This window comes from Sphingobium sp. B11D3B, assembly GCF_025961735.1.
In the GTDB taxonomy this organism is placed as follows: Bacteria; Pseudomonadota; Alphaproteobacteria; order Sphingomonadales; family Sphingomonadaceae; genus Sphingobium.
This window is the reverse complement of the sequence record NZ_JAOQOF010000001.1, coordinates 235,718-248,536: the sequence shown is the minus strand read 5'-3', so window position 1 is coordinate 248,536 and position 12,819 is coordinate 235,718. Positions and strand designations below refer to the sequence as shown.

Annotated in this window: 11 protein-coding genes; 3 read left to right on the top strand and 8 right to left on the bottom strand. The window is 59.5% G+C overall.

The features are described 5' to 3' along the window. Positions 1-293 precede the first annotated feature (293 nt). From M2333_RS01185 to M2333_RS01150, 8 genes are all read right to left on the bottom strand, one after another. Entirely contained in the window at positions 294-1,226 is a 933-nt protein-coding gene (locus M2333_RS01185; RefSeq protein ID WP_264610592.1) for an SPOR domain-containing protein, read from the bottom strand. A 605-nt stretch (positions 1,227-1,831) separates the two neighbouring features. Beyond that, positions 1,832-2,431, bottom strand: coding sequence for an OmpH family outer membrane protein (locus M2333_RS01180; protein WP_264610591.1), 600 nt, complete (start codon positions 2,429-2,431; stop codon positions 1,832-1,834). Between the two features lie 13 nt (positions 2,432-2,444). Then, positions 2,445-4,403: a YadA family autotransporter adhesin gene (locus M2333_RS01175; protein WP_264610590.1), complete on the bottom strand. Its 1,959-nt coding sequence runs from the start codon at positions 4,401-4,403 to the stop codon at positions 2,445-2,447. A gap of 212 nt (positions 4,404-4,615) precedes the next feature. After that, positions 4,616-5,104, bottom strand: a complete 489-nt coding sequence (locus M2333_RS01170; protein ID WP_264610589.1) for a hypothetical protein — start codon at positions 5,102-5,104, stop codon at positions 4,616-4,618. After that, entirely contained in the window at positions 5,101-5,931 is an 831-nt protein-coding gene (locus tag M2333_RS01165) for a molecular chaperone (RefSeq protein WP_264610588.1), read from the bottom strand. The genes M2333_RS01170 and M2333_RS01165 overlap by 4 nt, the downstream gene beginning before the upstream one ends. Positions 5,932-5,943: 12 nt before the next feature. Further along, positions 5,944-8,532 (bottom strand): fimbria/pilus outer membrane usher protein, encoded by a 2,589-nt coding sequence (locus M2333_RS01160; protein ID WP_264610587.1) that lies wholly within the window; start codon positions 8,530-8,532, stop codon positions 5,944-5,946. A gap of 182 nt (positions 8,533-8,714) precedes the next feature. Beyond that, entirely contained in the window at positions 8,715-9,284 is a 570-nt protein-coding gene (locus M2333_RS01155; RefSeq protein ID WP_264610586.1) for a hypothetical protein, read from the bottom strand. Positions 9,285-9,453: 169 nt separating this feature from the next. Next, entirely contained in the window at positions 9,454-10,842 is a 1,389-nt protein-coding gene (locus M2333_RS01150) for an EAL domain-containing protein (protein WP_264610585.1), read from the bottom strand. Positions 10,843-11,039: 197 nt separating this feature from the next. On the opposite strand from M2333_RS01150, the gene M2333_RS01145 reads away from it, so the two are divergent. The 3 genes from M2333_RS01145 to M2333_RS01135 all read left to right on the top strand — a co-directional run bounded on the left by M2333_RS01145 (position 11,040) and on the right by M2333_RS01135 (position 12,817). Beyond that, positions 11,040-11,642, top strand: coding sequence for a tyrosine-type recombinase/integrase (locus M2333_RS01145; protein WP_264610584.1), 603 nt, complete (start codon positions 11,040-11,042; stop codon positions 11,640-11,642). 23 nt (positions 11,643-11,665) lie between these two features. Further along, positions 11,666-11,839, top strand: a complete 174-nt coding sequence (locus M2333_RS01140; protein ID WP_264610583.1) for a hypothetical protein — start codon at positions 11,666-11,668, stop codon at positions 11,837-11,839. Positions 11,840-12,208: 369 nt separating this feature from the next. Next, positions 12,209-12,817 carry a tyrosine-type recombinase/integrase gene (locus tag M2333_RS01135; RefSeq protein ID WP_264610582.1) on the top strand — a complete coding sequence of 203 codons (609 nt, stop codon included), beginning with the start codon at positions 12,209-12,211 and terminating at the stop codon, positions 12,815-12,817. Positions 12,818-12,819 lie beyond the last annotated feature (2 nt).

Genomic DNA, 12,819 nt, shown 5'->3' with positions numbered 1-12,819 from the left:
GAATTTATAGCCGACAGCCGGTTTCGTTGGCGACGCGATATCGTCCCACCGTGCCGGGCCGTCCTCGAACAGAGATGCCCTGCTCTGAAGGGTGGGCTGAAACGGACATAAGCTGGGCCACACCGGGAACGCTTCACCAGGGATTTTGGCGTGAAATGGCGATTGTACGTGACGTTCGGGCGCGTAGCGAAGAGGCTCACACTGGTAAACGGGACCATGGCTACGGAGACCGACCCATGAGGCCGGCACATACGAACAGGTTAAAGCCACACCCGCTCCGATCATCAGGCCAATCATGATGGGATCTTGCCGGGCTGACGCCCCACGAAGCAGGGCTTGCGTGCAACCGTCATGGTTTGACACAGCCGGTTCGCACTCGTCTGGTCGATGTTCTGAAGCCGAAGTCTCACGATCTTCCCTGCAGGAATGAATGATGGCCGCCGGCCACCGGCGAGAGGACGAACGCGGGACTCCAAGTCCTTCCAGGCCGAACGCGCCTTGGCTTCGTCGGAAAAGGCGCCGAGCTGCACATAGTGCTCACCCGCCTGAACAGCGCCCTGCGCTGGCTGGCCGCCATTGCGCGCCGCCACTGGTTTCGCTGGGTTGGGCTTCGCTGGGCTTGCCTTCGCCGGGCTGACTGCTGCAGCGCTGGGTCTAACCGGGCGATCGGCGGATGGCCTGCTGGGCGGGGCAGCCTGCTGCGTGGCAAGTTGCAACTTGAGTGCGCGTAAGCGGCTCGCACCTTGGTCCCGTTGCTCGGCTGACAGCAACGACGTCACGCGCGCCAGACTGGGACGTGCGGAGACCTGCCCTCCTTCGACAGCGAGGGTGAGATAGACAAATGCCGCAGGCCAGTTCTTTGGCCCACCGTCACCATTGAACAGAGCAATGCCAGCAATGTATGCGGCTTTGGCATCGCCTCGCTCGGCTGCCTTGATCAGCCACGGTATTCCTGTGGTTTGATTTTTTGCAAAGAGAAGTCGGCCATAGTTGCCCATTGCATCGACGTCACCACTTGATGCGGCTTTGCCGTACCAAAGTTCCGCTGCATCGATGTCCATCGGAACGCCCTGCCCCAGTTCAAACGCCTGACCGAGGCGGCGCTGTGCAACAATGTCTCCCTGTTCGGCCGATTTAAGAAGAGCGCTGATGGGTTTTGTGACCTGTGCCTGTACGCTCGTTGCTGCAACGGCAATAGCCAGTGGAAAAGCGATCAGAAGGCCCACGCGACGCAAATTCGATATCATTAGAAGGGGTCTCCCGCAGGGCGGACAAAGGATTGGAGCTCCGATCGCCAGAAGCGGGCGCCCGCGAGATCATTGACGAAAGGAATGGTGACGCATCGCTGCCGCGATCCCGCACGCAGCATGAAACCGAGGCGCACGGGATCTGTGAACGCATAAATGAACAATGATTGCAGGGTCCCCGGCCCTATCAGCACGGGATGGAAATCAGTGCCCTCGCAACATATCCAAGCTCCGTCAGGAGATCGCGCAATCACGCCGGGACCACCCTCGAGCCAAGTGTAGGTCTGGTCGACATCCGGTATGCTGGCAGCCCACTGCAGAATCTGGCGTTGCCCGGTCCCGAGCACCATGCGGCGACACAGGGGAAGCCCGTAGAGAGGCCATGCTGCAAAGCCGGCGAACCAAATGACACACGCAAGGGCCCCAGCCATCAAGGCCGCAAATCCGGTAAGCGTGCCTGTGTCATGCAAGTAGAAGGGGATACCCACCATGACCAAGAGCGAGAGAATGGGCGCGCCAACCCGCAACATGCTCCACATGCGCACCGACAGCCTGACGAAAGCATGAGACGCCCGGCCCATTGCTTAGTGACCCATATTACGAATGGTGTTCGCGGCGCGCATGCCTTGCTCGATTTTTGCCATCACTTCGGCAGTGATGTCCGCGTCTTGCGCGATGGCCACCGCGCCTTGCGCGGGTAGGACAACGCCGCAACCCTTTAGCTCGCCCACCGCGCGCACTTCAGGCGCGGACAACGCAATCACCTCTGTTTTGAGTTGCTCGTTCAAAGCGGCCAGTGTGCGGTTGTCGCCTTCAACCTTGCGCTGCAGAGACAGGCGACGACCGGCAATTTCGCTCTCACGGCTTGCCGCGACAGCCGGAGGCAAAGAGCTCTTTAGGCTCGCGAGCATACGCGCATCGGACTCTATGGCAGTATTCAGTGCCTCGTTTGACGCCTGCAGCGAGCGGCGCTGCTGCTGAAACCGCTCGCCTCTCTCGACTGCTGGCGCCGATCGTGTGACCAAGGCGATCTGATCTAAAAGACAGGTGCGGGTTGCCGGTACGGAAGCGGCATGAACAACTCCCGTACCGGCGAGAAGGCCGGTCGATGTCAGCAGGATCAAGGCGCCGAATGCAGGCAACATTCGGATCAGGGGCTCTTGAGTGGGGTTTTCCTGCATCATCGCGGCCCCCTGTTCAGAATTGATATCCGACGCCGGCCGCTGCCCCGACCGTCCCGCGGCTGTCGATCGTGCCGCCCATCTTGAAGACCGCGTGGTCGTCGAACGCCCGCGAAGCTGAGATGGCGAACGAGGTCTGATCGCGATAGTAGCCAAAGCCACCGGCGATCATGGACCTGCCCGCGCCAAAGGCTTGCGGCATGGCCGCAAATGCCATGGCCGAGGCCGTTCCTGCGGCTGCATCGCGACGTAGTCTCGAAAGGTCAAAGTCGACAGCCGCCAAGCGCGCATCGGTATAGGCATTGGCGCTGTTCAATGTGGCGCCCATGCTGTTTTGCAGTTGCCCAAGATTGACGGCATCGGTCGACCGGGTGCCGGCGGCGACATTCGTGATCTGCCGCTCTGCGCCAGCCGACCCAACCGAAACGACCCCAGCGCGGCCGCCATCGTTCGATCCAAAGCCCAGGGCGACGGAGTTCGCGCCAGATGACACGGCCGCTGTGCCGACCGCTGTACTGTGGAAACCGCTGGCAGTCGCCCCGAAGCCGCCTGCAACAGACCCCGTGCCGGTCGACGCCGGGCCGGCTAGGCCGGCACTATTCTCTGCCCGGAACGGCCCAGCAGCGCCGTTATTGAGAGCAGTGATCTGGGAGGACTGAGTGCTGATCGCCGCGCTGTTGGCCGCCACTTGCGCATTGGTTGTATAAAGCTGGCTCCCATTGACAGCATCCGTCGACGTTGCCGTCACTGCACCGTTGGCGACATTATGGAGGGCAACCGGGCTGCCGGACGCGTTGAGGGTAACACTCGTGTGGCCTGCATTATCGTAGTGGATCGCAGAAGTATCGCTCCCTGCGCCCGTTGGGATAGCGGCCAATGCATCGGCAATTGTGGTGTAGCTCCCGCCCCCTGTTCCCGCCTGGAAGCTTCCGCCAGTGAAGTTACCGCTGGCAGCATCATAGCTTGTTCCACCACCGATGATTGCCGCGAGCGTCGACCCTTGATTGGCATTGGTCGTATCGAGGGCAGTCAGCGCTGCGCCAACGCCCGTGACGTTCGATCCCCCGATCGAGTAGACAGGCGCGGTCAGCGCGCCGGTCGTCGCATCAAAACTCGACCCGCCTCCAAGAGCTTGTGCGGTCGCCGTTCCAAGCGTTTCGGCCTTGTCGTTGACGACCGTGAGCTGAGACACGGTTACGGCATCGCTCGATGCAGCTCCATCAGCCAAATTGGTCAAGCGACGAGTGGCGCCGTTGGCTACGTCGCCGATAGACACCTCGATGCCAGGCGCCGCGCTGCCGGTCAGATAGCCTGTCGCGGTCGACGCGGTGGCTAACGTCGAGCTTCCGGCACCGATGGCAACGCTGCCCGAATACTTAGCGGCGCTGTCACGGCCCAACGCAATGGCATTGTTGGCCGAAGCCAGAGCGCTGGGTCCGATCGAGATACTGGCGTCGGCCACGACTGGAGAGCCGCTGGCGCCTTTGCCGGCGTTGTACCCAATGGCGATGTTCGCGTTACCCTGAACATACTGCCCCGCCAGAAGGCCTGCGGCGAAGTTGCCATCACCAGTGACATATGTACCAGCTCCGGCGCCAACACCTGTATTATAGTTGCCGGTGACACGCTGTCCTGCCGAGCCCCCAAAAGCACTATTAAAGTCGCCCTGAACATATTGCCCGGCCACCGCGCCGGTTGCGGTATTCCAGCTGTTTGTCGAGGCGCTACCCGTGCCGGCACCCGCGCCGACAGCGGTAGAGTTCGTGCCCGCAGCGTAGGCTGTCTGGCCAAACGCCGCACCGGACGTGCCATCGGCACTGGCGTGATCACCGACAGCAGTTGAACTATTGCCGGAGGCCGCAGCTCCACTGCCGATCGCGATTGCACCGCCTGTGGTTGCCGCGCTATTCCCGCCGACCGCGATCGAGCCCGTACCATTTGATGTCGCGGTCTGGCCGATAGCGATGCCGATCAAGTCAGTTGCGCTCGCACCACTTCCGATTGCAACGGCATTGCCGCCTGTGGCCGAACCCCCGCCCGCGCCATATTGCGCGTGTGCAGGGACACAGACTGCAGCCCCAGCACTTGTAAGGAGAGCTGCTCTGAAAGCGAGATGTGAGAGGGGTCTATAGACATTGAACATGAGATCGCTCCTTGTCGAGGAGAGGAGAGGAGATGGCTTAAGGCTCAACGATCCTCAAACAGGACCATGCCCGTGCCTGACCAAGCGCCAGAACTGGTCAGTGATTGGCTGTCGGCGGGGTCAATCGCGATGACCAGATCCAGTTCAGGATTGCCTTCAAGGTCGATCGAATTGCCCGGACCGGCGACAGATTGCGGGTTGCGCGCCACGCCATTGACCGCGACGACGACAGGCCAGACGGTGACGGATTTTTCCCCGTTTCTGACCTGATAGCCGTTCGGCATGGACAGCCGATACCGCGCAGCGGGATCACATCCCTGAATGCGCAGCTTCACTCGTTCGGCAGAACGCGGATTAACAACTCCGCCTTCGCGCTCGGCAAAGCGCTGAGGCACTTCGGTGTTGAGAAGACGGCCCATGCTGATGAGGCTGGAAACGTTGCAGCGCTCGACCGTCTCAGCCTTGGCGGATCCCACACCGAGCAGTGCGAGTGCAACGGCGATTGTGCGGCAGCCACGCCCGACCGCGGTCACTGGACCGTCCAGGATACGACCTGACGATCGTCTGGTCGCTGGCTACGCAAATCAACCTTCGCGTCGGGACCACTCGCATACAAGACCTCAACCCTGTCACCCTGCTTGAGGGGGACATTGAGATCGATAGACTGCCCTGGCAGAACATAGCCCACCAACTGATTTTTCTCGCCGGCGGGCTGATTCACGCCAAGCGCGACGATGCGTTGGTAGACAGGTCCGGGGTTACGCAGCCGCAGCAATTGCCCGGGGCGAGCGCCGCTTGCCTTTTCAGCAGCCGACGGTGGCGGAGCCTCACGCATACCCTCAATTTCCAACGGCAAAGCCCGAGCCGCGGCAGGCGCCCGGACGATCATTGGAACGGACGCTTGCGGCTTCACACGCAGAGTCATCATAGCCTCCGACTCCGGGGGCGGATTGTCAGTGCCGTCTGCTCGGTCGAATTCGCGCAAAACGATGCGATAGTCGCCTTCAGTCCCCCTTTGCAGGGGCTTTGCGGCCTTAATGGTTACACTCTTACGCGTATCCGACGAGATACGGACGAGTTCAGGATAGACAGTGAAATCGTCAGTTGGTTCGAGGACGTACATGTCGTCGCCACGCTGCGTCCACTTGTAGACCCGCACCGACAAATAGGTGGGGTCGGCGCCATGGAGACCGATCAACGGGTAAGCCACCCCCTTCTCAAAAGCCTCGGGCGTTTCGGCCACAAGCGTCTTCTCAACGGTGATTGCCGCCTGAGCATTGCCAACTGACAGAGCTGCGATAGAAAGGAACGCTAGTAAGGCGGAGCGGCCTCGCCAGACATGCTGACTACGAGAGAGCATAGGAAATATCCTTTACTGCGATTGTGCTAATTGAGGTCGGGACTGCTGCCCCGATCCGGCGGCAGTGAGGGGAAACTCGCTGCTTCCACTACTGAAAAGCGGATAAGGCAGACGCGGCGTAGGCTGTTCAACTGGAACGGGCCTAACTGGACTGTCTGCTGGCGAGGCGTTAAGCGGCGTGCATGCCAGGTCGCGCATTTTGCGAACAAAATCCTCAGTCTTCGCTGCCTGTGCCGCCTTCACCTGGTCGATCTGGACAGCGCAACTCCGCGTTGCATCCCCTATCTGCCAAGACAGCAGAATGTTTCGCTTCACCACGGCAAGGTCTTCAACATAGAAGGAACCGTCGGGCTCAATCGGCACATTGACGCCTTCAATGTCGGCATATGGACCGGCTTCAAGCGCATCGGGCGGCAGGATCGGAAAAATCCGCGCGGGCACCAGGGTTCGCGTCTTCACGTCAACCAAGTAGCCCCGGTAGGGATGGACCGTGCCGGGCACCGCGTTATCTGGCACCTCTAGTCCAAGCGGTGCATTGGCGTCGTTCACGCGCACCGGGTTGGGACGATAGATCAGTGGGTTGGGGATGACCGCATAGCCCGCGCCGTCCGTAGATGTGACGGGTTGCCCAAAGCCGCCTAGGTAGACGTCCTCGTCTGGCAGAGTAGGTGCCTTAACCACCAACATCGTATCATTGGTCGCTTTGCCCAGGATCACCCGCCCGTCGACAAATGTAACCGAACCACGCGCTGCGGCATTGCCATTGACCCCAGTATCGGGGCTACGGAAGGCGTTGATCGAGGCTGACAGGTTGGAGAATTCGCGCGAGTAGCTGGCAGTCCCGTAGCCCAGATTATCGACCATTAGGCTGTAGATGTTGGACTGGTTCCAGTGCGACTTGGTGCTTCCATTTACCGTCAGCGCGTAGCGATCAGGCGACAGGGACTGACCGTCTACCCGGTCGGTTTGATAGCTGAGGCTTGCCGTGTTCCGCCCGCCAAGCGATATCGACCAGAAGATGTTGCCGCTTAATGTGTCGCGACCATAGCTATCTTCGCCAGCCCGACCAAAAATCCCCCAATTGCCCCAGCGGCCAAGCCCACCATAGATTTGCGCCTCAGCATACCGCATGGCTTGGGGTTGCGCCACATAGCTGGTTGACCGGAGACGCAAGGTTCCGCTGATCCCTGTCGAGAATAGCGGACCGTTTACATACACTTGCGCATCTTCGCGCACCAGCGCGCCAAGTGTCATCAGGCCAATGTTAGCGTAGCTGCCTCGCAGCCCATCATAGCCGCCGGCAATGATGCCGCCATTTCCATAATGCTGGTAATCGCCGCCGACGGTAAGCTTGCCAACACGCCGTTCGTAGTATGCCCCTAAAGACCAGCCCTGACTGTCCTCCTGGTCGCGTGAAAGATACGGGTTTAAGCGACGCCATTGCCAAGCGCCGCTGAAGCCCATTACACCCAGATCGTAAGGGAGACGGATGTCTGCGGATGCATTTAGTGCGATGCTGTGAGGTGTGGCAGTTGTGGCCGTTTCGACAGTCAGGTCGTTGCTGACACCATAGCGCCCACCGAGATTGAGAGCGGCAACATAGCCGCCGCCTGCCGTGCGCATGCGCCCAAATTCGATATTGCCATCCCAAGTGCCCGCTTTGAACATGGGTTGGAACCGCTGGATCGTGAGTGGCAGGTTCAATGCCGTTACGCGCCCATCGTAGCCGGTAATTTCGATCTGACCGCCTTGCGGCAGACCCGCAAAGAGCGATGGATCAATGCTATAAGGACCAGCAGCCAGCGGAACCTGCTTGAGAACCTGATTACCCAAGCGATAACTCAGCACGCCTGCAGACTGATTGTAGCCCGTAATTTGCTGCGAAAGACTGCTACGGACGAAGCCCTGATTATCCAAGTTTTCACGTGCAAGCCCCACACCGTCGAAGAGGCTGCCGCTCAGATATCCCCGTTGGCGCATGGACGTGCGACCGATTGCGAGGCTCAAACGTTTATCAAACCAGTTACGACGATAAGCTGCATCCGTGATAAGGAGCCGTGTATCTCCAGAACCCCAAGTCAAAAGCTCGCCTGAGTATCCAGGAAAGAAATTGGTGCTCGGCGCGGTCGTGTGGCTAATAACAGCGCCCAGATCAAAGGCATTTTCTTCCAGGCGCAGCCCACCACGCAGGCTGCCTGTGAAAGAAAGCTCGCTGGAGATGAGCGAGCTGCTGACGTCATAGTTGAAAAAACCAAGGTCAACGGGCGTAAGTTCCGGAATGATGGCCGGCTCGCTCTCGCCGGTCAGCGCGGTGCGACGGAAGGCCGCGACGGGAACAATGAGCGCAAGGTTGCGCCCCTCTTGCGATATCCGCCGGGCAGGCACCGCACACAGGACGCGACTAAATCGCGTGACAGATCGCGTGCAGTCTAAATTAGCCGCCTGGGCCATCGCGCGTTCGATGTAGTAAGCGTCGCCGACCTGAACAGCGATGCCACTGCCTTGTGGCTCTCCATTTATTGTGATCTCGTAGAGATAGGACTCTTCGCTGTCGCTGGCGGCGATTTCCGGTTCAGGGACATTTTCCATGTCCAGATCCATTGATCGCGCGCGCGCAGAATTAGATGCAGCTAGCGACAAGGCAGAGCCAGCGATCATGAGTGCACTGATCCAGTGCTGTCGCGAAATGCGCACGACCGCCCCCTTTTAGAGATATTTCTGTTTGGAATGGCTTGAGGGATAAATCGCCGCCACCCCGAGGGTGGCGGCGATCCTGACCCGGATTAGTAGGTCAGCGTAGCCGTGGCGGCACCGGTGTACGTGCCGGTAACCAGCGCCGTTGCGAGCTGAGCAGATGTTGCGTTACGCGTAATGAAATTGCCTGCAACGATCTGTGCCGCACCAGTGCCGGTGCCGGTCGCTCCCTGACCAGCGGCGCTCATATAGCCAGCCTGCGCCACGCCACCAACAGTGCGCTTGTAGGGGAGGACACTGAACACAGCGTTGTTGCTCGGATCATTGACGGTGAAATCTCCGACAGAGCCAGCACCCGCAATCCTGAGCGACCATGCCGTGCCACTCGGGCACGTCACCGAAGCCAGCGTCTTAGCCGCTTCGCTACCGGCAGTGATGACGTTAGCCGTGTTGATGCTGCCCTGGCGATCGGCGTAGGTCTGCACAGTATCGCCTACAACGTAAGAGCCGAGATCAACTGCACCAGCTGTCAGCGTGCAAGCAGCGCCGACCGTGAACGTCAGGCCCGAAGTCGCCGTGGCAGTCGCAGCGTTGGCCGAACCGGCACCAGCGATCAGAGCAGCGCCCGAGAGCGCCGCGAGGACGATTTTCTTCATCATGATGTTGTTTTCCTTCAAAGGAACGGGATGGATATCCCGCCGTTTTTGACAGAATTGGACATGGTAAAGGGCAGCTCCCCTTTAGCCTCGGCGACCGTCTGCCCCGGACCGCCTTGTCCACAGGGGACGCCACGCGAGACGTCCCGTGCCCCTTTCGCTGGCATGCGCCTCATGCCAGCCACCGCCACAGGCCGAAGCCGGTGCCGACAATCACAGTGTTGAATGCAAGACCGAACAGCAGGCCCCGCGCGAAGCGGACGCCACTATTGGGCTCCCATGCTTCCTCGATCTCAATGCTTGGCTGAAGAAAAGCCGGCAGCGCCGGATCATCTTTTGAGCTATCCTTGGCAGCCGTCTGGACGGACGAAGAGTGCGCGGGAAAGAGCGTGACAGCTGGCGCAACCCACTGACCTTGCAGCCAGCGCGCGCCCGCCCGGACCGCGACATCGCGCATCCAAGCTGTTTCAACGCCTTCCATGATGACCTCACGGCCACGGCAGCTTGCAAGCGCAATCAGGCTGCGTAGTTCGTCAGCGGCGCCCTCACGCAAGCCTTCCGACGAAGCCCAGCGCAGGAATGACGCGTCGATCTTCACTACGGCCGGATTAAGGGCGACAATGTCGCGCAGCGACGCGCGCCCTACCCCGAAATCATCGATCACAATCGCGCAACCCAGACGCTGCAACCTGCCGCAGAAATCTACTGTGGCGGATACGTCCGGGAACTGAGCGGTCTCAGTGATCTCCACAAAGAGGCGGCTCGCAACGTCGGGGGAAAGAACGAGGTCCGCCAGCAACGAAGACCACCACGCGTCGAGGACAGCACTCTGCGCGGAGATGTTGCACGCTAGCCTGATTGTCGGATCAGCCTTAAGGCGCTCCATCACCCGACCAACGACCCAGGCATCGAGAGCCCGGACCAGACCCAAGCGCTCGAGGGCCGCCACGCTCTCGCCACCCGACTGCAGCGCAGACTCGTCAAGGATCGGCCGCCCGTCCGCGCCGTCATGGCGGACAAGGCGGAGCAGCGCCTCCTCGTAAAGCACGAGGGCAGAATCGTCGGCAGAGGTGACCGGTTGCCAGGCCAGGAAGATGCGCCCGTCCGCCAAGGCGTCATAAAGGGCGACAGCCTCCGCCATATCCAAGCGCTCGCGGATCAGTCCCTGCCCGTCGCGATCGACCGCAGCATCCCGCGCCGCGCGCTGCGGCAAACCACATCGTAGGCGATGCAGCTCCGTCGAGTAGCTTTCCAGGCCGTTGATATCTAACAGGCCCGACGCCGCCTGGGCGCTGACAAGGAAGCGATTGGCGCCCTCGTCGCCGGTGACGAACGGCACAGCCAGAGATTGCAAGAGCTCTCCCGTCAGCCGCGTATGCTCACCCGCAGAAAGACGTTTCCACGTCACCAAGGCGTCGAGATTGGCTTCGTCGTTCCAAAACAGAGCGACAGACGGACCCACCACTGATCTCAGGCGGGCTTCCACGCCGTGACGCGCAGCCACAGCCGCCGCCTCGCCATAAAGCGCCTTCAGCCGATCCAGATTATCGATCTGGACCACGACTAGAAGCTCATGGGTGTACTCAGGCGCAGTGGGCGCTGGAGCGCCACAGGCACCGCCTTCCACCACCATTTCCCTTATCGACATCCCGAACCCCTGCTCTCTTGCCAGGGTTACGGAATAGCCAAAAGTGTAACATCGGGGCGGGCGGGTTGGGCTGCGGACGTGTTGCCGCAGCTCACCGTCAGGTCGTTGTAATGGTAAATAGCAAGGCGACGGCCTGGACGTTACTCAATGAGAGGGGGAAGCGAAAATATGTCACGCGTCAAGAACGCGACAAGTTTGTGGAAGCAAGCTACACATTTCACCACGACATTGCAGATTTCTGTATGCTACTCGCAGCAACAGGATGTCGAATATCTGAAGCCTTATCTCTCACTCCGGCCCATTTTGACTTCAAACTCGGTGTGGTCGCAGTCGAAACCCTAAAGCGTCGTCGCAAGGGCGTGTATCGAGAAATTCCCCTTCCGCCACTGCTTGCCAAACGCATTCGCCATCGCATTGATGAAAGCCATTGCCAACCTGCACAGCGGCTCTGGAGCTGGTCAAGAATGACCGGCTACAGACATGTCTGCGCGGTGATGGAACGCGCTGAAATCCATGGCATCCATGCTTCACCTAAAGGGCTGCGCCACGGGTTCGCCGTCATCGCCATTCAATCAGGCATTCCGCTCAATCTCGTCCAAAAATGGCTAGGCCATGCAGATATGAAAACGACTGCGATTTATGCCGCGGCTATGGGGCAGGAAGAACAGGAAATCGCTGCGCGAATGTGGATGAAGCAAAGCCGTTGCGCGTGAGATCTAAAATTGCAATGCTTGTCATGAAATATGACCTCAACCCAAAGCGCGGCTACAACCAGCGAAGGGCCGGTATGACGCTAGACCCAATTTTCGCATTTGATTTACATCAATTTACAAACCACTGCATCAACACGGCTCTTTTTAGCGATTTTACTCTTGCGACTCGTTACACTTTTGGCTATTCTGTAACTTGAATATTTATCTTTCATTTTAGTCATTTTGTTTTTTTCTTTCTTTATCTCAAAAGCACTTCTGACCCGCTTGCAAAGGCAAGCAGAACCCCAGATCGCATGGATCTTGGGGCCCCTGCCTTCTCCCGCCCCCTACTATAGAACCGCGCCCCTCCCCATTCAGGAACGAACCGCGCTCTGAAGCCCGAATCGTGCTCGTGGCAAACGGGCTTATGACCGGCATCTTCGGTTAGCGAACGTGGCCAAAAGCTGACTGGCCGACGCCAGGCATCGTCGACGCCTGATAAACGATTAGGCCACTCCAATAGCCAGTTCAGGTCATTGTTCGAGGGAACGCGCGCTGCAATTCAATACCAGGACAGAGGGGACGATATGCATAACCTGGTGTTCAGCAACGAGGGCAAGCGGAAATATCTGACGGCTGTGGAGAGGAGCCGTTTGCTCGCATCGGCGAGCAGCATGTCTCCGCACATTGCGACGTTATGCTGGACAGTTGCGGTCACAGGATTGCGGATTTCTGAAGCCCTTGCCCTCTCTGCGGGCAACATCGATTTTGAAAATCGCATGATCGTCACGCGATGCCTCAAGAAGAGGCAACCCCATGTGTTCAGGGCAATCCCCATACCCGATGACCTGATTGAAGCTCTCATCGCCGTCCATGGCATCAAGACGAACGGCGTTGGAGCTGATGGCCCGCTGTGGCCTGTTTCACGTATGACGGCCTATCGCTGGATCCGTCACGCGATGAAACTCGCGTCGATCATGGGGCCTCATGCCATGCCCAAGGGCCTTCGCCATGGCTTTGGCGTTTGCGCGATTCAGTCAGGCGTGCCGCTCAACATGGTTCAGCGCTGGCTGGGTCATGCTGACATCCGGACGACCGCGATTTATACGCATGCCGTTGGCCCCGAAGAGAGGGCGATTGCTGCGAAAATGTGGTCGCCAGACGAGTTTAACAGCCTCGCTACTGCGCTTGTCTGAAT